Genomic DNA, 19,702 nt, shown 5'->3' with positions numbered 1-19,702 from the left:
GTGCGTAGCAGTGTTCGAACACTGCTACGCACTCACGACCCGTCGTTGCTGGCGTCGAGGTGTCGTTCGAGCGCGTCGAGCCGTTCCGACCACAGCGTGCGGTACGGCGCCAGCCATTCGTCGAGCTCGCTGAGCGCCTCGGGGCGCAGCTCGTACCAGCGGCGTTGGGCATCTACGCGCACCTGCACGAGCCCGGTTTCGCGCAACACGCGCAGGTGCTTGGACGCGGCGGGCTGGGGGAGGCTGAGCTGCTCGGCGACCTCGCCGGCCAGGCGGGGGCGTTCCAGCAGCAGGTCCAGGATCTGCCGCCGGATCGGCTGCGCGAGTGCTCCGAAAACCGACACTTCCGAAGTATGCCAACTGGGGAAAACAAGCGCCAGGGCGGGAGATCGAGGGCTGAATGCTGCCAGCGATTGTCGGTGGTGCGTGGCAGGTTCGGGGTGTGAGTGAGAGGTCGCCGCTGATCGGGGCAGGTGAGCTGGCGTGGGTCGGTGAGTTCTCCGAGCCGGCGCCGCACACCGATGCTGAGCTCGCTGCTGTGGTGGATCTGCTGGCGCAGGCTCGGGCAGTCGTGATCGGGCGTAGTCGCGATGAGGCATCCCGAGCTGCGGCGGAGGCGTTCGTGGCTGCCTGGTCGCAAGTTGGCGGGACTGTTCTGGCCACAGTGGACTGGCCTGAGGAGGCCGCGTCCTGGTTGCGACCGGCCCGGCGGATGACCGCCGATGCTCCTGACGCATGGGTGGTGGCCGCTGCTCCGCTCGGCTTCGCGCAGCTGGCTCGGCGTTTGCGGCACAGCACGGAGTGGGAGCCGTCCCGGACGGTCGCCTTCGCCGCTTTGCAGGACTCCAGGTTGCCTGCGCTCGCCGATGGGTACGTCCTTGACGGATTGCGCGGTGCGACGACGGACGGCGGAACCTGGGTGGTGCGCGGTCGTTGGGTCAGCACGACTTCGAACGAGTCAGAAGCGCGTTGAGGCGAACACCGATCAGCGTCGGCCAGCGCTCGGCGCGGAACTGATGCCCATTGCTACGAGCCGAGGACGAGGAGAAGCATGACGGTCGACGCGAAGGTGACGGAGAGGGCCCTGCGGCTGCGGGAGTTGGGCGCGGACACGTTGGTGCTGCCCAACGCCTGGGACGCCGGCAGCGCGGCAGTCATCGCGGCTGCGGGCGCCCCGGTGATCGCAACGACCAGTGGTGGTGTTGCCTGGTCGGTGGGGCGTTCGGACGGCCAGGGGGCCACGCGCGAAGAGATGGTGTCGGCTGCGGCGCGGATCGCTGCGGCGGTGGACGTGCCGGTCACGTTCGACGCTGAAGGCGGCTACGGCGACATCACCGCGACGGTGACGGGCCTGATCGGTGCCGGAGTCGTGGGGATCAACCTGGAGGACTCCAAGGCGGACGGCACCCTGCGCTCCGTCGAGGAGCAGGCGGCCCGGATAGCCGAGGCTCGGGCGGCATCGGTGGCAGCGGGGCTGCCGGAGCTGGTGATCAACGCGCGCACGGACGTGTACCTGTTCGGAATCGGCGAGGAGAGCGGCCGACTCGCGGACGTGCAGGCCCGCACGGCGGCGTACGCGGAGGCCGGGGCGGACAGCATCTTCGTGCCCGGGCTGCTCGACCTGGACGCCCTGGCTGAACTCGCGGCAGGCCCGCTGCCAGTGAACGCGATGGCTCTTCCAGGCGGCCCCGCGGTCGCCGAGCTGGTCAAGGCCGGGGTGAAGCGGATCAGCGTCGGTACCGGGGTGGCTCAGGCCGCCTACACCGCGGCCCGCAAGGCGACCCTGGAACTGCTGGGCGAGGGCACCTACGCGTCGTTGGACGGCGTATTGGACTACGGCACGCTGAACGGACTGTTCCCGAAGTGACGGCGCGGCGTCTGACTTCCGAGATTGTGAAGAAGGGGCTGGTGCGCGCTGTGAAGCCTGCGCACCAGCCCCTCCGCGCGTACAGCACCGGCCGCGTTCGGCGTCGACTCCTGGGAACGTCGCGGTCCGCAGGTGCTCGGTTCCGCGATTTCAATGGAAACCGATTCCACGGGTTTCGGCGGAGGTGGCGTGGAGTGGGTCTTCGCGGAGCAGTGAGTACATGAGCATGTCTTGCCGTTTCGGGCCTACCTGTTGCCAGCTTCCGAGCAGGCCTTCTCGGCGGAAGCCGACTCGTTCGGCAGTGCGTATCGACGCCGTGTTCCATGGTTCGACGTTGAGCTGGAGGCGGGGGATTCGGAGGTCGTCGATGGCCCAACGCACGACCATGCGAAGGGCTGATGCTGCGACGCCTTGTCCTCGGGCTGATTTGACCAGCCAGTATCCGAGGGATGCTCGGCCCTCGGGAAGGTCGTTCACCCAGAGGCCGATTGATCCGAGTGGTTGTTCGTCTGCACGTCGTGTGATGACGAACGGGTAGCCGGTTCCTGTGGTGGCTCTGTCCCACTGGCGGTGCACGAACGCCGTGCCGGCCTCGTCTGAGCAGGTCGGAGGGATTGTTGTGATCAGTGGGATGTAGTCGTCTTCTGAGGCTTCCCGGACGAGTGGGAGATCGTCGAGTTTCCAGGGGCGGAGTAGGAGCCCATCCGAGGTCAAATGCGGTACCGCCAGCTGCTGAACCATGACCGGATCTTGTCGCGACCAACTGTCGAGTGCACGCTGATTTCCAGGTGGTGATTCTCCACTGTCCACTGTGTCTGGATGGAACTTAACCGTCGAAGACTATGGCATGTGGGAGATTCCCCGCTCTGCAACGTGAAGGAAGCGGTGGTCATGCGGTGGTTTCCGGGGTCGGCGAGCATGGGGGAGGACGCCCGACTTCGAGGGGGCGAGGTCATGAGGATCAACGTTGATCTCAACCGGTGCCAGGCGTATGCGCAGTGCGCTTTCCTTGCTCCGGACGTGTTCCAGTTGCACGGTGAGGAAGCGCTGCTCTACCAGCCGAACGTCGACGAGGCTCGGCGCGATGACGTGTTGCGGGCGGCAGCCGCCTGCCCGGTCCAGGCGATCCTCGTGGACCGCATCGACGCCAAGCGGGGCGAGCGGCGATGACCGGCATCGTCATCGTCGGTGCGTCACTGGCTGGACTGCGCGCGGCTGAACACCTGCGCGAGGAGGGATTCGACGGTTCGCTCACCCTGATCGGCGACGAGCCGTACGAGCCCTACGACCGGCCGCCGCTGTCCAAGCAGGTCCTGCTGGGGAAGGTGTTACCGGAGGACACCGCGCTGCCTCGCCAACGCGAGATAGACGCCCAGTGGCGGATCGGCGTCGCCGCGGCCGGACTGGACCGGGCTCGCAAGCGAGTGCAGTTGGCCGACGGTTCGGAAGTCGAGTACGACAAGCTGCTGATCGCCACCGGAGTGTGTTCGCGACCGTGGCCCAATGAATCCGAAGCCGCTCTGGACGGCGTGTGCGTGCTGCGCACCAGAGACGACACCACCCACCTAGATCGTCTGCTGACGCGCAGGCCGAAGCGAATGCTGATCATCGGCGCCGGGTTCACCGGTTCGGAGATCGCTTCGGCGTGCAGGGAAAGGGGTTTCGCCGTCACCGTCGCCGAGCGCGGCGAAACACCGCTGGTGGGAGCCCTCGGCGGGGTCGTCGGTGACGTCGCCGCGCGACTGCAGCGCGAGCACGGGGTCGACCTGCGCTGCGGTGTCATGGTGACGTCGCTGGAGGGCGATCCGGCCGGACGGCTCAAGCGCGCGCACCTGTCCGATGGTTCCGTGCTGGACGTCGAAGTCGCCGTCGTGGCGCTCGGCGCGGTGCGCAACACCGCTTGGTTGGACGGCTCGGGGCTGGCGGCGGGACCTCGCGGCGTCGCCTGCGATGCCGGGTGCCGGGCTTTCGACGTGCACGGCATCGTCACCGACGACGTGTTCGCCGCGGGAGACGTCGCGCGCACACCGCATCCGCTGTTCGGCTACCAGTTCCTCTCGCTGGAGCATTGGGGCAACGCCGTGGCGCAGGCCGAGATCGCTGCGCACAACATGATCAGCCCCGAATCCCGACGCCTGCCGCACCTGTGGACGCCGTCGTTCTGGTCGTCGCAGTTCGGGGTGAACATCAAGTCCGTCGGGGCGCCGTCGATGGGCGAGGAGATCGTGGTGACGCAGGGTTCAATCGCCGACCACAGCTTCGCCGCTGCCTACGGCTACCAGGGGCGGGTGATCGCCGCGGTCGGCTTCGACCACGGGAAGTGGATGGGCGGCTATCGCAGGCTGATCGAGCGCGCTGCCACGTTCCCACCCGAGCTACCTGGCGGACGGGGTGTGCGACCGGTTCCGGCGCGGTTCCCAGATCCGGCGCTGCCCAGTCACGGGCCCACCGTCACCCTGACCGGCCACTCGCCCAGCGACAAGCGGGTCGTGTTCACCCCGTCCCGCGCTTGATCGACAGGAGCCGTCGCATGACTTCAACCAGCCCGGTGCAGCGGGTCGCCGATCCGGCCGCGCGCCCTGACCCGTACCCGATCTACGCCGAACTCCGCCGGACACCGGTGGTGCGCGACGAGAGCGGCGTCCACCTGGTCACCACCTACTGGGAGATCCGCGACCTGCTCCAGGACCCGCGGATCAGCTCCGACGCCCGCAACCTCGCGCCGGGCGCGAACACGCTGTTCGCCGAGGAGGACGAGGCGACGCTGCCGCCCAGCTTCATCCGTCTCGACCCGCCCGAGCACGACCGACTGCGCCGCCTGGCGATGAGGCCGTTCGGGCCGCCGCACAGCCCGCGCCGCATCCACGACATGCGCGGCGAGCTCACCGCGATCGTCACCGACCTGCTCGACGGGCTCGTGGGCAGCGAGCAGTTCGACGTGGTCGACGACTTCGCCTATCCGCTGCCGGTGGCGGTGATCTGCCAGCTCCTGGGCGTGCCGAGGGAGGACGAGCCACGGTTCCGCGTGATGGTCGACGGTGTGATCGCCGGGCTGAATCCGGCGCTGCCGGTGGAGGATCGGCGCGCGGCGCAGCACAGTCGCTTCGAACTCGGGCAGTACCTGGCCGAACTGATCGAGCAGCACCGCCGTCACCCCGGCAACGACATGCTCTCCGCATGGGTCACCGACGAGGGGCCGGAAGGGCGGATGTCGCTGGTGGAGCTGATCACGAACGCGGTGCTGCTGCTGATCGCCGGGCACGAGACGACGGTCAACCTGATCGCCAACGGCATGCTCACCCTGCTGCGCCAGCCGGACGAACTGCAGCGGCTGCGCGACGATCCGTCGATCGTGCCGACGTTGGTGGAGGAGCTGCTGCGTTACGAGCCGCCAGTGCATTTGCTGCCGCAGCGCACCACGTTGATCGATCTGGAGGTTGCGGGCAGGGTGATCCCGAAGGGTGCGCCGGTGTGGCTGATGCTGGCGTCAGGCAACCGGGATCCGAAGCGCTTCACCGATCCGGACCGCTTCGACCCGACCCGCGAGGACAACCAGCACCTCGGTTTCGGCTTCGGTGTGCACGCCTGCTTCGGAGCGCCGCTGGCGCGCCTGGAAACCCAGGTCGCGCTGACCGAACTCGCCCGCAGACTGGGCAATCCCGAGCTGGTGCAGGACCCGCCGCCGTACCGGCCCAGCCCGGTCCTGCGCGGGCCCCGGCACCTGAACATCCGCAGCGAGATCACCAGGGCTGCTTGATGCGCGGATCTCTTCCGCGTGGTGTTCTACCGCGTCATGTCCAGAGCGGACTGGCTGGATAGTTGCTTCATCGTCCGTGCAGGGCAGGTTGGTGCTCGTGAGTGCGAAAACCGGTTCCAGCCGGTTTTCGCACTCACGAGATACCGTCTCGAGGCGCGGAACGTGGTTGAGGGCGATCACGAGGACAGCCGGGAAGATCGCTTGAGAAGTATGTCTGATTCGTGGTTATGATCATCCACTTCGTTCGCGTCGCGAAGGTGGGTGATCGCAGTGCTGAAGAACAAGAAGCTCTTCCTGCCGTACGTGGTCACGGCTGGCGTGATGTTTCCGTTCGCGGATCACTTCGTCTTCGGTCGTCCGCCGGGGGACACCGTTACCGAGTGGGTTCCGGCGTTGGCCTTTTCGGTCGGCTACTTCCTCTTGGTCCTCTTCGCGTTCGAGATGGGGGAGAGGCTGGTTCGACGTAAGAACGGGGCGGGCTCGTGATGCCGTTTTCCCCGTGGTTGGAGATCGCGCTCGGTTGCGTGTACCTGGCGGTGAACGTCTTCGGCTGGTTGAGCGCGGCGCGGTCGGAGCTCGCGCGTTTCGGCGTGCCAGCTCACCTGGCAGCGGCTCCGAGGAGCTTGGTCGGGCTCAGGTGGTTGGGGTTGTTCCTGTTCCAAGCCGGGCTGATGACCAATGTGCTGGGGGCGCCGCGCCCTGTCTCGTCGTGGGCGTTCGTGTTGGCAGGCGCGATCGGGAGCATCCTCATCGTCGCTGTGGCGATGTGGGAACGTCGCTTGAAGCGGAACTGGCAGGCGGCGCAGTAGCCGAGAACCGCGCTTCAACCACCCAGCAACCAGTCCGCGTCTTCGGTGGTTTCCAGCACGCGGCTGAATTTTCGTTGCAGTGACGGGTCGGTTGCCGCGGCTTGCAGGACATCGAGCAGGTGCGGTGGTGGGTTCAGCAGCGTGTTGGCGACCGTGGTGGTGTCGCGGCCGCCGCCCGGCGCGTGCCACCACGCGTCGTGGGTTCGCTGCATCCAGTCGGCGTCGAACGGGCCGGTGTGCGCGTTGATGGCTTCGGCGTGCATGGCCGCAGCGGTCACCGCGGAGTTCACTCCCGGTGCGGTCAGCGGGTCGTTGACCACGACCGCGTCGCCCAAGCCCAGCACCGCGCGCCCGGATGGCAGCACCGCGACGGGGTGCCGAACGGTGGGGGTGATGGCTCCGGCCAGCGCTGCGCGCTCATCGGTGAGCGTCGTACCAGCGAGTTCGTCGTGCTCGCGCGGGATGTCGCGCAGCAGTTCGCGGATTCGCCGCCAGAGTTCGGCGGGGTCTGGATGGTCCCGCCAGGTGTCCCACGGCCCGCCTGGCAACGCCTCGACGAGCAGCGCGTAGCAGGTGCCGGTGAAGGTCAGCGCGGGGAGCACGAGCAGTTCGCCGGCGCCCGGGACCACGGACCAGCGGATCGTCGTGGTGTCGCTGGCGGGATGCGGGATGTGGAGGTAGACCGCCGCGATCTGGCGCTGCGGCTCGGTGTGCGGGGACAGGTCCGCGTTTCGCGGGAAGAGTCCCCCTCCGCGGTCTGTTGCCACGAGCACCAGGTCGTGGTCGGCGGCCAGGTCGTCGAGCTCGTTCTCGCCGACGGTCCGGTAAGCCACGTTGTCGAGCTTTTCCAGCCAGGCAGCCAGTTTCAGGCGGTGATCCACTGACTGCGCCGGTCCGCCGATCAGATCGGCGAACCAGTCCAGGACGCAGTGGCCGTCCAGCCACAGCGACAGGCGGCCCTTCGTGATCGCCGGTGCTTCGTCGTCCCACAGCGCCAGCCCGGCGCTGCGCTCGGGGCGCAGCCTGGCGCCGAACACGCACTGCGTGGACATGATCCGGCCACCGCGGAGATCAGTCGGCCGCTGCCCGGACAGCAGCGTCACCCGATGTCCGCTGCGCTGCAGCAGGTGTCCGGTCAGCAGCCCGGCAACGCCACCGCCGACGATCGCAACACTCCTGGTCATGGTGCCTCCTCCGTGCCTGCGGCACGTGGCGACGGGCCAGCTCGGGTACTGGCGGGGTGCCCCGTCGTCCGTGCTCCACGTCCCGGCCCGCCGTCGTGGATCGCCGGGTTCTGAGGTGGTTTTCCACTTCCCACCTGTAGGGACGTAGGCGATCGTTCTCGGGTTGGCAGCCGTTCGAGTGACGCGCACCGGATTCGTGCGGGCGTGTCGGGGAGTACGGAAGCACTGGAGGCAGTGCGTCAGGCTTTGTCGAAGTCGGGGACGGTGAGGGATCCGTCTTCGGCGAGGGGGAAGCCCGGGTTGTAGGCGATCTCCCAGAGGTGGCCGTCGGGGTCCAGGAAGATGCCCGCGTAGCCGCCGTAGAAGGTCCTGGCGGCGGGCTTGGTGACGGTCGCGCCGGCCTCGGAGGCTGCGGCCATGATGTCGTCGACCTCGTCCTCGCTCCGGGTGTTGTGGGCGAGGGTGATGCCGCTGAAACCGTTGCGGTGTGCGTCCGGCAGTCCGCAGTCCGCGGCGAGCTTCTCCCTGCTCCACAAGACGAATGCGCTGCCGCCGGTCTGGTAGAAGGCGGTCTCCTCGATTTCTTGGCCCTGCCAGCCCAGCGCTTCGTAGAACGCGCGTGCGCGCTGGAGGTCATCGACGCCGAGAGTGATGAGACTGATCCGTTGTTCCATGCCGCAGCACTCTAGGTATTCGGGCGGTCAGTGCGGGACATGTGCATTCGGCGGCGGCCGCGCTGGGGCTGCCACTGCCTGTGGCAGATGCGCGGTGCCGGTGCGCCTGCCGGGTCGTGAGCGGTGTTGGCGCGGGTGAACGAGCCTTCGATGACCGCTTCGGCTTCGGCCCGTCTCTGCCAGCCCCAGATCTCGCCGCGCTTGCGGGGCTCCAAGTCCCTGTAGGTGGCGAAGAAGTGGCTGATCTCCTCGCGGTCGTGCAGCGGGACGTCCGTCAGGTCCCGGACGTGGTCGGCCCGCGGGTCGTCGGCTTGCACGCACAGGATCTTGGCGTCCGGGCCGTGCTCGTCGTGCATCCAGAACACCGCGACCGGCCGGACGCGGATGGCGCAGCCGGGGAAGGTCGCGGCGACCACCTGTACCAGCGCGTCGAGCGGATCGCCGTCCTCGGCGAGGGTGCCGGGGAAGTAGCCGTAGTCGGCCGGGAACTGGGTCGCGGTGAACAGGGTGCGATCCAGTCGGATCCGCCCGAGCTGGTGGTCCATCTCGTACTTGTTGCGAGATCCGCGCGGGATCTCGACAACCATCTCCAGTTCCACGGTGCTCTCCCCTCACCGCCGGATCTGGTGCCACACCCAGTGTCGCGCAGCCCGAGCCAGGACACCCGCCGACCGATCCGCTCGGTTCACCGACCGAATCGGTCGGGTACCGTCAGGGCATGGCACGAGCGTTGCGGCAGCACGTGGACGAGGAGATCCTCGATCGCGCGGCTGCGTTGTTCGCCCAGCACGGCTTCGAGCAGACGTCGCTGAAGGCGCTGGCGGACGCCGTCGGGCTGTCCAAGGCGGGGTTGCTGCACCACTACCCGAGCAAGGAAGCGCTCCACGCGGCGGCGCAGGAGTTCGCCGCGGTGCGGTGCAGGCAGGTGTTCGACCAGGTCGCATCGCTGCCGCTGGGGTCGGCGCGGGACCGGCGCGTGCTGGAGCTGCTGACCGACACCGCGCTGGACCGGCCGGGCCTGGTGGCGCTGCTGTTCCGCCCGGTCACCACGCCGGAGGCGCACAACCAGGACGAACTGCTGTCCGAGCTGTTCGCGATCGCCCCGTCCGATGCGGAACGGCTGATCCGCGTGACGGGCGCGCTGAGCGCTCTGGCGGTGCTGAGCCTGGCCGCCAACTACCGGGGCGACAAGACCTCGTGGCGACCGCGCATCGTCGAGACCTGCTTCAACGCCCTCGGGCACATCGGTTGACGTCCTATGTGGACGAAAGAAGTACCGCCTCGTCTAGGAGAGGGACATGGCACCGGAATCCAAGCCGCTGACCGCGAACAGCCCGGTCGGTGACTGGCTCGCGCACCCGGAGGGCGCGGCGCTGCTGCGAGACCTGCTGGCGCAGGCCGGTTTGGACGAGCAGGCACTCGCACCGGTGCGCCAGCTGCCGCTGCAGCAGCTGGCCGACATGAGCCAGGGCTCGTTGTCGCAGGACGTGGTCGATGACCTGGTACTGCGTGCTAATGGCGGCACGATGCCCGACCCGTCCACCGACGACACCGCCTGGCGGGAGCGCATCACGCCGGGCCGGTTCGACGGCAAGACCGTGGTCGTCACCGGCGCCGCCTCCGGCATCGGCCGGGCCACCGCCTCCCGGATCGCGCGGGAAGGCGGTCGGGTCGTCGCGGTGGACATCTCCGCCGAACGGCTGGAGGCCCTGACCTCGGAGTTGCCGGACTCCGAAATCATCACCGTCGTCGCGGATCTGACCGACGCCGACCACATCCAGCGGATCCTCGACGCCGCCGGGCCGCGCATCGACGGCCTGGCCAACGTGGCAGGCATCAGCGACGACTTCTCGCCGATCCACGAGGTCACCGACGACGTCTGGCAGCGGGTCTTCGCGCTCAACGTCGACGGCTTGTTCCGGCTGACCCGCGCGGTCGTCCCGGTGATGCTGGCGGCCAACCGGGGCTCGATCGTCAACGTGGCCTCCGAGGCCGCGCTGCGCGGATCCGCCGCAGGAGTCGCCTACACCGCATCCAAGCACGCCGTCGTCGGCATCACGCGCAGCACGGCGTTCATGTACGGCCCGCAGGGAATCCGGGTCAACGCGGTCGCACCCGGCGGCGTGGCCACGGGAATCGCCAGCGCCGGCACCACGTCGGAGTTCGGCGGCGGACGCCTCCGCGACGTTCTGGCCCTGATCCCGCCGATCGCCGCCGCCGAACACCTCGCGGCCTCCATCACCTTCCTGCTCAGCGAAGACGGCGTGAACGTCTCCGGAGCGATCCTCCCCTCCGACAACGCCTGGTCGGTCCAGTAGCGCTCACCGCAGCGTGCGGCGGTTGGCGCGGCGTTGTTTGAGGGCCAGGTGCAGTTCGAGGCGGACGAGGCCGTTGGACAACTCCGCGCCGAGCAGCTTGCTGATCCGGTCGAGTCGGTAGTAGAGGCTGCTGCGGTGCAGGTTGAGCCGGGCGGCGGTGGCCTGGACATCGCCGCCCAGATCGAGGAAGGTCTCCAGCGTTTCGAGCAGCATCGGTGCTGAGGTGCCTGCGCTGTCGATGGAGGAGAGCGCGAGATCGGGTTCGGCGTCGATGAGGGCGCGGTAAGCGCCCAGCGAGGACCAGGTGGCGTGCCTGTTCAGCGCCGGGTCGAGACTGGCGAGCTCGGCTGCGGCGACGGCCTGGTCTCGTGCCGTTTCGGCTGAACTCCGCCCGAACGGAAGAGGTTCGCTGATCCCGAGGGCGAGTTCGCTTCCGGTGGCCAGGCAACGGGAAACGACCTGGTCGATCTCGTCGAGGAGGTCCGGTTGGCGGACCAGCACGAGTGCGTGCGACATCGAGACGTACGAGCCGACGTAACCGGGGGAGGCCCGCAGCACCGGGGTCATCGCGCCGGTCAACGCCCGGAGCTCGGAGGGCCTGAACGGTCGCGCACCACCGTCGCGGGGATGGGCCGCGATGGCGACTATGACCTGGATGGTGCCGTCGACGATGTCGGGCACGGCCGTCGCGAGCTCGGACGCGTCGCCGCCGTCGAACAGCCGCCGCACCAGCGCGTCGGCGTCCTGGCGAGCGGATCCGGGTCGGGTGCGGGCGGCGATGTCGAGCAAGTCGGCCAGCGCGGTCGCGCCGTGCTGCAAAGCGGCCAGATCTGAGTCCGCGAGATCCTCGGCCAGCATCCAGAGGTGTCCAAGGAGATCGTCGTTGCGGCGCAAGGGAATGCAGACCCGGGACGACATGCCGAGCGCTGCGTTGGCCGGGATCTCGATCGGTCCGGCCACCTCGTCGGTGAGGTGCCGGTCCTGCCAGTCGCGGACCTCCGGCGACACGTGGCGCGCCAGGATGGCCGAGATCCGCGCTTCGTCGGCGTCGCCGCGCGGGGCGCTGTAGGCGATGAGTTCGCCGCCGGTGCCGTCGATGGTCAGGCTCCGGCCGAGTCGAACGGCCAGCGCGTCGAGCTCCTGCTGTACCCGGTCGACGACCACGTGCCCTCCCAGCGCGGATTTCCGACGATTGTAGGAGACAGCGAGGCGAATTCCGTGCGTTCTGCCGGTGCGACGAGCGCGCCCCGCTGCCTAGATTGCTCCGCAACCGATGACCGGAGAGGAGCGCCCGTCATGGCCGCATCGCTCGTGCACCGCCCCTGGGTTCCTGAGGAATCCGAGAAGCGCGTCCAGACCATCGCTGCCGACGCGGCGAACGCGACTCCGAACGCCCTGCTCGCCGAGTTGGACGGTCTCGTGGCGGAGAACCGCCGGATCCACGACGTCGAGTGCGTCAACCTGAACCCGGCGACCAACATCATGAGCCCGCGCGCCGAGGCGATGCTCTCGGCGAACCTCGGTTCGCGGCCCTCCCTGGGGTATCCGGGCGACAAGTACGAGATGGGCCTGGAAGCGATCGAGCAGATCGAGGTCATCGCGGCCGAACTCGTCGCCGAGGTCTTCGGCGCGCGCTACGCCGAGGTGCGGGTGGCCTCCGGGGCGATCGCCAACCTCTACGCCTTCCTGGCCACCTGCGAACCGGGCGACACCATCATCGCCCCGCCGCCGGTCATCGGTGGGCACGTCACCCACCACGCGGGCGGTTCGGCGGGGCAGTACCGGCTGAACACGGTGCCGGCGCCGGTCTCGGCCGATGGGTACACCGTCGACGTCGGCGGATTGCGGGCCCTGGCGCGCGAAGTCCGCCCCAAGCTCATCACGATCGGCAGCAGTCTGAACATCCACGATCACCCGGTCGGCGCGATCCGCGAGATCGCCGACGAGGTCGGGGCGAAGGTGCTCTTCGACGCCGCCCACCTGTGCGGGCTGATCGCCGGACGGGCCTGGCAGCAGCCGCTCGACGAGGGCGCGCACCTGATGACGTTCAGCACCTACAAGAGCCTCGGCGGACCGCCCGGCGGAGCTGTCGTCACCAACGACGCGGATCTCGCCGAACGCCTCGACTCGATCGCTTTTCCCGGTCTGACGGCGAATTTCGATGTGGCCAAGGTCGCGGCGCTGGCGGTGACGATGCTCGACTGGAAGGTCGCGGGCCGGGCCTACGCTGCGGCGATGGTGGACACCGCGGCACAGCTGGCCGAAGAGCTGACCGGGGCTGGGCTCCCGGTCTTCGCCGGCGCGCACGGACCCACCCGCTCGCACCAGTTCGCCCTGCTGGCGCAGCAGTGGGGCGGGGGCCAGCACGCGGCAAAGCGCTTGCGTCGAGCCAACATCCTCACCTGCGGCATCGGTCTGCCGGAGGAGCCCGTCGACGGTGACGTCAACGGGCTCCGCCTGGGCACACCGGAGCTGGTCCGGTTGGGTGCGAAGCCTGCGGACATGGCGGACCTGGCCGCGCTGATCGACCGAGGTCTGAACGCCGACCCGGAGCAGGTGGCTCCGGACGTCACCGCTTGGCGCAAGCAGTTCACCGGCGTCCACTACACGGCCGATCAGCCCGCCTGATCGCTCACCAGGTGACGGGGAGTTTTTCGAGGCCGTAGATGGCTTGGTGGGTGGCGAAGGGGACCTGCTCGTCCGGGATGGCCAGGTGGAGGTTCGGGAACTTCCGCAGCAGGGCGGGGAAGGCGATGCGCATCTCCATGCGGGCCAGCGGTGCACCGAGGCAGTGGTGGATGCCGTGGCCGAAGCCGAGGTGCGGGGTCGTCTGGCGGGTGATGTCGAGCTGGTCCGGCTCGTCGATCAGCGCTGGATCCCGGTTCGCCGCGGGGAGGTTGAACATCACGAGGTCACCGCGGCGGATGGTGCTGCCCTCGAACTCGATGTCGCGGGTTGCCATGCGCGGCGAGCCTCCGTTGACGACGCTGAGCCAGCGCAGCAACTCCTCGACGGCCTTGGGCACGCTTTCCGGGTCGTCGCGCACGAGCGCCAGCTGGTCCGGGTGGCGCAGCAGCGCGAGAGTGCCCAGGCCGAGCATGTTCGAGGTCGTCTCGTGGCCCGCGACGAGCAGCAGGTTGGCGATGCCGACCAGCTCGGCGTTGGTGAGCTGGTCGTCGTGGTCGCGGATCAGCATGCCGATCAGGTCTTCGCCGGGGTCGCGGCGGGCCCGCGCGACGAGTTCGTTCATGTAGGCCAGCGATTGCCGGGCGAGCTCGACCTTCTCGTCTTGGGGCAGCGTGGTGTCGAGCTGGCGGTTGGTGCGCTCCTGGAACTCGGCCTGGTCGTCGGCGGGAACCCCGAGCAGCTCGCAGATGACCAGCGACGGGATCGGCAGCGCGAAATCGGCGACCAGGTCGGCGGGTGCGCCGTGGCGCGCCATCGCGTCGAGGTGCTCGTCGACGATCTCGACGATGCGCGGTTCGAGCCGGCGCATGCGCCGCACGGTGAACTCCGGTGTCAGCATCCGGCGCAACCTGGTGTGGTCCGGCGGGTCCAGCGAGAGCAGGTTCCCGCTGCGGTCGCCGGACAGCTGGCGCGGGTCCAGCGTCAATCCGTCGAGGTCTTCGGGCCCCCAGCCGTTGTGGAAGGCGTCCGCGTCGCCGAGCATCCGCCGCACGTCGGCGTGCCGGGTGAGCAACCACGCCGACGGGCCGAACGGGGTCGGCACCCGGGTGATCCCGGGCTGCTCGCGCAGCGCCGCCGCGGCGGGCGCCGGGCCGAACCCGACGCGGAGGGCGCCGTGCTGTTCGGCGGTGGTGGACTGCGATTCGTTCATGCGAGCTCCTGGTCGGTTCGGTTGGTGGACTGGCCCGGCAGGAAAGCTGCGATCAGCAGCGCGAAGAGCGAAGCGACCGCACCGATGCCCAGCACGACGCGGAATCCGTTGAGCGAAGGCAGTGCAGCACCGCCCAGCTCGATCGTCATGTGCGCGAGCACGACGCCCGCGACCGAGCTGGACAGCGACGTGCCGATGGAACGCATCAGGGTGTTCAGGCTGTTGGCCGCTGCGGTCTCGGACACCGGAACGGCGGCCATGACCAGCGCGGGCATCGCGCCGTAGGCCAGTCCGACCCCGGCGCCGATGATGCTGGAGGCGATCATGAGCTGCCAGATGCTCGACATCATCACCAGGCTCGATCCGTATCCGACGGCGACCACCAGCGCGCCGATCATCAGCGTGACCTTCGGGCCCCTGGTCCGCGAGATCCGCGCCGACACCGGCGCCATCGCCATCATGATCAGCCCGTTCGGCGCCATCACCAGGCCCGCGGCGAGGATCGACTGGCCGAGCCCGTAACCGGTGGCTTCGGGCAGTTGCAGCAGCTGTGGGATGACCAGGGACGTCGCGAACATCGCGAACCCGAACACCACGGAGGCGACGTTGGTGAGCAGCACCTGTCGGCGCGCGGTGGTGCGCAGGTCTACCAGCGGTTGCGGCGTGCGCAGCTCCCACCTGCCCCACGCCGCCAGCACCACCAGTCCGGTGATGAGCAGGCCGGTGGTCAAGCCACCGGTCCAGCCCCAGTCGGCGCCCTTGGAGATCACCAGCAGCAGGCACAGCAACGCGACCGACAGACCCACCGCGCCTGGCAGGTCGAACCGTCCGCCGGTGCGGACCCGCGATTCCGGCACGAGCGAGGTCACGAGCACGGCTGCGACGGCGCCGAGGCCGGCCGCTACCCAGAACAAGGTGTGCCAGTCAGCGTTTTCGGCGATGAACGCGGCTGCGGGAAGCCCCAGCGCGCCGCCGACGCCGAGGGAGGCGCTCATCAGCGCGGTCGCGCCACCGAGCCGTTCCGGCGGCAGCTCGTCGCGCATGATGCTGATGCCCAGCGGGATTACGCCGGAGGACAAGCCCTGCAGCACCCGCCCGGCCACCATCGGGCCGAGCCCGTCGGAAAGCGCGCAGACGGCCGAGCCCAGCACGAGCATCCCGAGGCTGAACAGCAGCATGCGCCGCTTGCCGTACATGTCGCCGAGCCGGCCGATGGTGGGCGTGGCGACGGCCGCGGCCAGCAGCGTGGCGGTGATCGCCCACGCGGCGTCCGCTGCCCGCGCGTTCAGGAGCTCGGGCAGCTTCGGCACCAGCGGGATCATCAGCGTCTGCGTGAGCGAGACGACGATGCCGCTGAACGCCAGCACCGGGACGACAGTGCTGGACCGCACCTGCGGTGTGCGGGCCGCCGCGGGCGGTGTGCGGGAGGCGCAGGTCATGTGCGGAAGGACTCCCATCGTCTGCGCGGTCGGGCAGCTCTGTGGTCGGACCAGCGCACTCATCCGAGTTAAGTCAGTTGATTGACTGACGATAGCAGCTGGCGTTTGACCGGAGTCACGTCCGAGGTGCGCGTGCCCGGGGTGGGCGTCGGGGCGCATCGAACTGCAGGCCACACTGGAGCGGGCTCCCGGAACCGGTCGTGGAGCCGCGCCAGTCGGAGAGGCTCGCAGTCGGCGGGCTGCGCGAGGTTCCAGTGCGGTGGTGATCAAGGTGGGGCGAACGGCGGGCTCGACGCGGGCCGCGGCGACGCGGGAGCTGATCCTCTCGGCCGCGGAGCGGCTCTTCGCCGAGCACGGGGTGGCCGCGGTGTCCAACCGCCAGGTCAGCGAGGCGGCCGGGCAGGGCAATAACACCGCGGTCGGCTACCACTTCGGGTCGAAGGCCGACCTGGTCCGCGCGATCATGCGCAAGCACAGCGGACCGATCGAGGAGCTGCGCAGCGAGATGGTCGCGGCGGTCGGCGAATCGGCGGACGTGCGCGACTGGGTGGCCTGCATGGTCTGCCCGTCCACCCGCCACCTCGCCGACCTCGGCACGCCGACCTGGTTCGGCCGCTTCGGCGCGCAAGCCATGACCGACCCTGCCTACCGCGAGATCGTGGTGTCGGAGTCGCTCAACTCGCCCTCGCTGCTGCGAGCGACCGACGGGCTCAGCGCCTGCCTGCCCGACCTGCCGCTGGAAGTGCGCCTGGAGCGCCGCGACATGGTGCGCCAGCTGATGGTCCACATGATCGCGGAGCGCGAACGCGCGCTGGCCGAAGGAGAATCGACCCCGCGAGCGTCGTGGGAGGACGCGGCGAACGGCCTGATCGACGGCATCGTGGGCCTGTGGATGGCCCCCATCACCGGTTCCACAGGTCGCTGACGTCGCGATTGCCTGCCCGCTGGTACCCGCTTCAGCCATCGGAGTTCGTTACCGGTGTCGGCACGAAGATGCAGTGATGAATTGCAGGCCGACGGGAAGTGTCGAATAGGCGGACGTGACGTCACTGGTTGGGAAAGTTCAACAGCGAGCCAAGCGGATTGACCGCGAGCGAATTGAGAACGGGAAACCGCTGTTATGGCATCGAGGTGCGCGTCCTCGGTTCGGACGGCTGTGGCGTGCTCGAAGTCCCGGGAGGTTCTGCGCCGAGATTGAATGGTGCAGTGAACGACCTGCACCTGCCGTTGGACGTGAATTTCACCGACCCGGACGGGCAGCAGACCAGCCGAACCGGGTTCTGCGTTCCGGAGGATCATTGGGAGTGGTTCTCCCAGGTTCTGGCCAGGACTACCGCGGCGGCTCTGCTGGCGTTCGCCGGCGACCGCGGTTCGGCACGCGAATTGCTGACCGGTCGGCAGAAACAGCGGATGGGATCGGAGCACTCCCGGGTCAGTGCTGGCATGTGGTGCGATACGGGGATCAAGCTGGGCGGCCTTCCATTCGTCGGAACCGACTACGTGTTCCGCCTCCACGGGCGGCGAGTTGAAGTGTTCTCCGGACTCGCCAAGGCCTCGTACCGCCTGTTGAAGGATCACGACCTCGAAGGACATGAAACCGCGCTGCCGGGCTTGTTGGCCTCTTGGCGGCGGGTGGAGGACGACATCGCTCGAGCCTGGGGCGGTGTCGTGCGTTCACCGTGATCAACCAGGATCAAAACCACAGTCCAGGTGTTCACCGGCACACCTGCATCGCTTTCACCCGGGCACCCAGAAGCACTCGTCGTCACCAGCGGAAATGCTGCGCTCGCAGGCATGTCGGGCCTGTTTACAGCCAGTTCTTGCGTTTGAAGATGGCGTAGAGGCTGAGGCAGACCGCGAGCATCAGGACCACCGCGAACGGGTAGCCGAGGCTCCAGTGGAGTTCGGGCATGATGTCGAAGTTCATGCCGTAGACCGTGCCGATCAGGGTGGGGGCGAACAAGATCGCCGCCCACGACGAGATGCGCTTGATCTCCTCGTTCTGCGCCAGGCTCGCCTCTGTCATCTTCTGCATCTCTTCGTTCTGGGCCTGGGTGACCAGCGTGGCGTTGACGGTGAGGATCTTGTCCAGCAGCTGCCGGAAACCGTCCACCCGCTCGCCGACCGTGGTCGCGTGGTCGGCGACGTCGCGCAGGTAGCGCTGCAGCTCCTGGTCGATGCCGTACTTGTCGAACCCGGCTTCCAGGCTGCGCAGGATGTTCAGCAGCGGCTGCGTCGCCCGCTGGAACTCGATGACCTCGCGGGACAGCTCGTAGATGCGCCGCGACGCGTGCGGTTCAGCCCGGAATACCTCGGTCTCGATCTCGTCGATGTCGTTCTGCAGCCCGGCGATCACCGGCGCGTAGCCGTCGACGACGTTGTCCAGCACCGCGTACATCACCGCCTCGGGTCCGCGGCGCAGCAGGTCGGGGTCGTCCTCCATGCGCCTGCGCACCGCCGACATGTCGGGGGACTGGCCGTGGCGGACGGCGAGCACGAAGTTCGTGCCGATGAACAGGTGCAGCTCGCCGAAGCTGACCTCCTCGGTCTCGTCCACGTAGGTCGCGGCGCGCAGCACCACGAACAGCGTGTCGCCGTAGCGCTCGATCTTGGGCCGCTGGTGCGCGACGATCGCGTCCTCGACGGCGAGCTTGTGCAGGTCGAACTCCTCGGCCGCGGCCAGCAGCTCCGCCTCGGCCGGCCGGTACAGCCCGATCCAGGCCATCGTGCCGGGCTCGCTGCGCAGCTGCCGGTAGGTCTCGGCCAGGCTCGACGGGGTCGAGACGCGGACACCGTCGTGGTAGATCGCGGTGTCGATCAGCGGCCGGTCGGCCAGCGGCCGGTCGTCGTCCGGACGCGGGTCCATCGAGTGCTCGGGCGCTTGGGGCTCGACGATTCGCCGCGGCTTGCGCAGGGACCGGGGACGCCATTCGGGCACTAGAACCTCCTGGGTGCGGGAGCAGGCGAAGGTCGAAGACCTCGCCGTCCACGATCGTGGTGAGCCTACCCAGCGTCGGGTCGGCTCCGCTCTCCCGGACACGGCAGGTCGGAGCGCGTTTCCGCGTCAGCTGCCCGCCGGGGCAGTGCTCCGGGTGGCGGTGTTGACCTCTACCATTCGGGGGTGGCCGCCTACGACTTCGACGCCTTCGAGCATATGGACGCCTCGAGCCTGCCGCTGCGCCAGCAGCGGATCCTGGCCACGATCCAGGATTGGGTGAACAGGTACGGGTACTCGCCGAGCACCCGCCAGATCGGCGAAGCCGTGGGACTGCGCTCGTCCTCCTCGGTGTCGAAGCACCTGAACGCCTTGGAGGAGAAGGGTTTCCTGCGTCGCAGCGCCACGGTGTCCCGTCCGATGGACGTGCGGGCGTTCCTGCAGCCGACGGCGGCGAGCGGGGGAGAGACGTCGGTGCCGGTGCCCGTGGTCGGTGACATCGCGGCCGGCGCCCCGATCATCGCGGACGAGCACCTCGGCGACGTGATGAGCCTGCCCCGGGAACTCACCGGCCGCGGCAACGTGTTCGGCCTGCGGGTGCGCGGCGACTCGATGATCGACGCGGCGATCTGCGACGGCGACATCGTCGTGGTCCGCCAACAGCACGAAGCCCACTCCGGCCAGATCGTGGCGGCGATGATCGACGAGGAAGCGACGGTGAAGGTCTACCGCCGCCGCAACGGCCACGTCCTCCTGGAACCCCGGAACCCGGCCTACGAAGTGATCGACGGCGACAACGCAGTCGTCCTCGGCGTCGTGGTCTCCGTCCTCCGCAGCGTCTGAACGCATTCGCGCGAGGCGGTTTTGCCTAATACTGCCCA

The 19,702-nt window shown here is 68.7% G+C and carries 22 protein-coding genes; 13 read left to right on the top strand and 9 right to left on the bottom strand.

What is annotated here, in order from left to right; genetic code table 11:
- Nucleotides 1–32: 32 nt before the first annotated feature.
- Nucleotides 33–344 (bottom strand): ArsR/SmtB family transcription factor, encoded by a 312-nt coding sequence (locus ACWCO2_RS26015; RefSeq protein ID WP_450130387.1) that lies wholly within the window; start codon nucleotides 342–344, stop codon nucleotides 33–35.
- 98 nt (nucleotides 345–442) lie between these two features.
- Between ACWCO2_RS26015 and ACWCO2_RS26010 the strand changes: the two genes are divergently transcribed.
- Both ACWCO2_RS26010 and ACWCO2_RS26005 read left to right on the top strand, forming a co-directional pair.
- Nucleotides 443–973, top strand: coding sequence for a hypothetical protein (locus tag ACWCO2_RS26010; protein WP_450130386.1), 531 nt, complete (start codon nucleotides 443–445; stop codon nucleotides 971–973).
- 78 nt (nucleotides 974–1,051) lie between these two features.
- Nucleotides 1,052–1,867, top strand: coding sequence for an isocitrate lyase/PEP mutase family protein (locus tag ACWCO2_RS26005; protein ID WP_450130385.1), 816 nt, complete (start codon nucleotides 1,052–1,054; stop codon nucleotides 1,865–1,867).
- Nucleotides 1,868–2,017: 150 nt separating this feature from the next.
- On the opposite strand, the gene ACWCO2_RS26000 is transcribed toward ACWCO2_RS26005, so the two are convergent.
- Nucleotides 2,018–2,608, bottom strand: coding sequence for a GNAT family N-acetyltransferase (locus tag ACWCO2_RS26000; RefSeq protein ID WP_450130384.1), 591 nt, complete (start codon nucleotides 2,606–2,608; stop codon nucleotides 2,018–2,020).
- Between the two features lie 213 nt (nucleotides 2,609–2,821).
- Here ACWCO2_RS26000 and ACWCO2_RS25995 point away from each other — a divergent pair, with 213 nt between their 5' ends.
- The 5 genes from ACWCO2_RS25995 (at nucleotide 2,822) to ACWCO2_RS25975 (ending at nucleotide 6,433) form a co-directional block, all read left to right on the top strand.
- Nucleotides 2,822–3,037, top strand: a complete 216-nt coding sequence (locus ACWCO2_RS25995) for a ferredoxin (RefSeq protein ID WP_450130383.1) — start codon at nucleotides 2,822–2,824, stop codon at nucleotides 3,035–3,037.
- Complete coding sequence (locus tag ACWCO2_RS25990; protein ID WP_450130382.1) at nucleotides 3,034–4,380, top strand: NAD(P)/FAD-dependent oxidoreductase; 1,347 nt, start codon at nucleotides 3,034–3,036, stop codon at nucleotides 4,378–4,380. Before ACWCO2_RS25995 ends, ACWCO2_RS25990 begins: the two co-directional genes overlap by 4 nt.
- 17 nt (nucleotides 4,381–4,397) lie before the next feature.
- Nucleotides 4,398–5,624 carry a cytochrome P450 gene (locus ACWCO2_RS25985; protein ID WP_450130381.1) on the top strand — a complete coding sequence of 409 codons (1,227 nt, stop codon included), beginning with the start codon at nucleotides 4,398–4,400 and terminating at the stop codon, nucleotides 5,622–5,624.
- Nucleotides 5,625–5,894: 270 nt separating this feature from the next.
- On the top strand, nucleotides 5,895–6,110 hold the full coding sequence (locus ACWCO2_RS25980; protein ID WP_450130380.1) for a hypothetical protein: 216 nt from the start codon (nucleotides 5,895–5,897) through the stop codon (nucleotides 6,108–6,110).
- A complete protein-coding gene (locus ACWCO2_RS25975; RefSeq protein WP_450130379.1) occupies nucleotides 6,107–6,433 on the top strand; it encodes a hypothetical protein in 327 nt (108 codons plus the stop codon). Before ACWCO2_RS25980 ends, ACWCO2_RS25975 begins: the two co-directional genes overlap by 4 nt.
- A gap of 14 nt (nucleotides 6,434–6,447) precedes the next feature.
- On the opposite strand, the gene ACWCO2_RS25970 is transcribed toward ACWCO2_RS25975, so the two are convergent.
- From ACWCO2_RS25970 to ACWCO2_RS25960, 3 genes are all read right to left on the bottom strand, one after another.
- On the bottom strand, nucleotides 6,448–7,617 hold the full coding sequence (locus ACWCO2_RS25970) for a styrene monooxygenase/indole monooxygenase family protein (protein WP_450130378.1): 1,170 nt from the start codon (nucleotides 7,615–7,617) through the stop codon (nucleotides 6,448–6,450).
- 239 nt (nucleotides 7,618–7,856) lie between these two features.
- Nucleotides 7,857–8,291, bottom strand: a complete 435-nt coding sequence (locus ACWCO2_RS25965; RefSeq protein ID WP_450130377.1) for a VOC family protein — start codon at nucleotides 8,289–8,291, stop codon at nucleotides 7,857–7,859.
- 11 nt (nucleotides 8,292–8,302) lie between these two features.
- Entirely contained in the window at nucleotides 8,303–8,890 is a 588-nt protein-coding gene (locus ACWCO2_RS25960) for an inorganic diphosphatase (protein WP_450130376.1), read from the bottom strand.
- Nucleotides 8,891–9,009: 119 nt separating this feature from the next.
- Between ACWCO2_RS25960 and ACWCO2_RS25955 the strand changes: the two genes are divergently transcribed.
- Both ACWCO2_RS25955 and ACWCO2_RS25950 read left to right on the top strand, forming a co-directional pair.
- Nucleotides 9,010–9,543: a TetR/AcrR family transcriptional regulator gene (locus ACWCO2_RS25955; RefSeq protein WP_450130375.1), complete on the top strand. Its 534-nt coding sequence runs from the start codon at nucleotides 9,010–9,012 to the stop codon at nucleotides 9,541–9,543.
- Between the two features lie 46 nt (nucleotides 9,544–9,589).
- Entirely contained in the window at nucleotides 9,590–10,609 is a 1,020-nt protein-coding gene (locus ACWCO2_RS25950; protein ID WP_450130374.1) for an SDR family NAD(P)-dependent oxidoreductase, read from the top strand.
- 3 nt (nucleotides 10,610–10,612) lie between these two features.
- Here ACWCO2_RS25950 and ACWCO2_RS25945 read toward each other — a convergent pair whose 3' ends face one another.
- Nucleotides 10,613–11,773: a PucR family transcriptional regulator gene (locus ACWCO2_RS25945; RefSeq protein WP_450130373.1), complete on the bottom strand. Its 1,161-nt coding sequence runs from the start codon at nucleotides 11,771–11,773 to the stop codon at nucleotides 10,613–10,615.
- A gap of 132 nt (nucleotides 11,774–11,905) precedes the next feature.
- Here ACWCO2_RS25945 and ACWCO2_RS25940 point away from each other — a divergent pair, with 132 nt between their 5' ends.
- On the top strand, nucleotides 11,906–13,237 hold the full coding sequence (locus tag ACWCO2_RS25940) for an aminotransferase class I/II-fold pyridoxal phosphate-dependent enzyme (protein ID WP_450130372.1): 1,332 nt from the start codon (nucleotides 11,906–11,908) through the stop codon (nucleotides 13,235–13,237).
- A 4-nt stretch (nucleotides 13,238–13,241) separates the two neighbouring features.
- On the opposite strand, the gene ACWCO2_RS25935 is transcribed toward ACWCO2_RS25940, so the two are convergent.
- Together ACWCO2_RS25935 and ACWCO2_RS25930 are read right to left on the bottom strand one after the other, a co-directional pair.
- The gene (locus ACWCO2_RS25935; RefSeq protein ID WP_450130371.1) at nucleotides 13,242–14,447 is read right to left on the bottom strand and encodes a cytochrome P450; all 1,206 of its coding nucleotides are present in this window, start codon (nucleotides 14,445–14,447) and stop codon (nucleotides 13,242–13,244) included.
- Nucleotides 14,444–15,886, bottom strand: coding sequence for an MFS transporter (locus tag ACWCO2_RS25930; RefSeq protein WP_450130388.1), 1,443 nt, complete (start codon nucleotides 15,884–15,886; stop codon nucleotides 14,444–14,446). Before ACWCO2_RS25930 ends, ACWCO2_RS25935 begins: the two co-directional genes overlap by 4 nt.
- Nucleotides 15,887–16,145: 259 nt before the next feature.
- Here ACWCO2_RS25930 and ACWCO2_RS25925 point away from each other — a divergent pair, with 259 nt between their 5' ends.
- Both ACWCO2_RS25925 and ACWCO2_RS25920 read left to right on the top strand, forming a co-directional pair.
- Complete coding sequence (locus ACWCO2_RS25925) at nucleotides 16,146–16,811, top strand: TetR/AcrR family transcriptional regulator (protein ID WP_450130370.1); 666 nt, start codon at nucleotides 16,146–16,148, stop codon at nucleotides 16,809–16,811.
- A gap of 281 nt (nucleotides 16,812–17,092) precedes the next feature.
- Nucleotides 17,093–17,569: a hypothetical protein gene (locus ACWCO2_RS25920; protein ID WP_450130369.1), complete on the top strand. Its 477-nt coding sequence runs from the start codon at nucleotides 17,093–17,095 to the stop codon at nucleotides 17,567–17,569.
- A gap of 124 nt (nucleotides 17,570–17,693) precedes the next feature.
- Here ACWCO2_RS25920 and ACWCO2_RS25915 read toward each other — a convergent pair whose 3' ends face one another.
- Nucleotides 17,694–18,824: a magnesium and cobalt transport protein CorA gene (locus ACWCO2_RS25915; RefSeq protein WP_450130368.1), complete on the bottom strand. Its 1,131-nt coding sequence runs from the start codon at nucleotides 18,822–18,824 to the stop codon at nucleotides 17,694–17,696.
- 183 nt (nucleotides 18,825–19,007) lie between these two features.
- On the opposite strand from ACWCO2_RS25915, the gene lexA reads away from it, so the two are divergent.
- Entirely contained in the window at nucleotides 19,008–19,664 is a 657-nt protein-coding gene (gene lexA / locus ACWCO2_RS25910) for a transcriptional repressor LexA (RefSeq protein WP_450130367.1), read from the top strand.
- The last annotated feature ends 38 nt before the right edge of the window (nucleotides 19,665–19,702 follow it).

Source organism: Saccharopolyspora sp. NPDC002376, from assembly GCF_053593195.1.
This window is presented reverse-complemented; position numbering and strand designations above follow the sequence as displayed.

Excerpts from the sequence above, each read along its gene's own strand:
- ACWCO2_RS25935 (WP_450130371.1), bottom strand. The coding sequence starts at position 14,447 with ATGAACGAATCGCAGTCCACCACCGCCGAACAGCACGGCGCCCTCCGC.
- ACWCO2_RS25930 (WP_450130388.1), bottom strand. The coding sequence starts at position 15,886 with ATGACCTGCGCCTCCCGCACACCGCCCGCGGCGGCCCGCACACCGCAG.
- ACWCO2_RS25955 (WP_450130375.1), top strand. The coding sequence starts at position 9,010 with ATGGCACGAGCGTTGCGGCAGCACGTGGACGAGGAGATCCTCGATCGC.
- ACWCO2_RS25985 (WP_450130381.1), top strand. The coding sequence starts at position 4,398 with ATGACTTCAACCAGCCCGGTGCAGCGGGTCGCCGATCCGGCCGCGCGC.
- ACWCO2_RS25995 (WP_450130383.1), top strand. The coding sequence starts at position 2,822 with ATGAGGATCAACGTTGATCTCAACCGGTGCCAGGCGTATGCGCAGTGC.
- ACWCO2_RS25965 (WP_450130377.1), bottom strand. The coding sequence starts at position 8,291 with ATGGAACAACGGATCAGTCTCATCACTCTCGGCGTCGATGACCTCCAG.
- ACWCO2_RS25950 (WP_450130374.1), top strand. The coding sequence starts at position 9,590 with ATGGCACCGGAATCCAAGCCGCTGACCGCGAACAGCCCGGTCGGTGAC.
- ACWCO2_RS25940 (WP_450130372.1), top strand. The coding sequence starts at position 11,906 with ATGGCCGCATCGCTCGTGCACCGCCCCTGGGTTCCTGAGGAATCCGAG.
- ACWCO2_RS26005 (WP_450130385.1), top strand. The coding sequence starts at position 1,052 with ATGACGGTCGACGCGAAGGTGACGGAGAGGGCCCTGCGGCTGCGGGAG.
- ACWCO2_RS25990 (WP_450130382.1), top strand. The coding sequence starts at position 3,034 with ATGACCGGCATCGTCATCGTCGGTGCGTCACTGGCTGGACTGCGCGCG.
- ACWCO2_RS26000 (WP_450130384.1), bottom strand. The coding sequence starts at position 2,608 with ATGGTTCAGCAGCTGGCGGTACCGCATTTGACCTCGGATGGGCTCCTA.
- ACWCO2_RS25970 (WP_450130378.1), bottom strand. The coding sequence starts at position 7,617 with ATGACCAGGAGTGTTGCGATCGTCGGCGGTGGCGTTGCCGGGCTGCTG.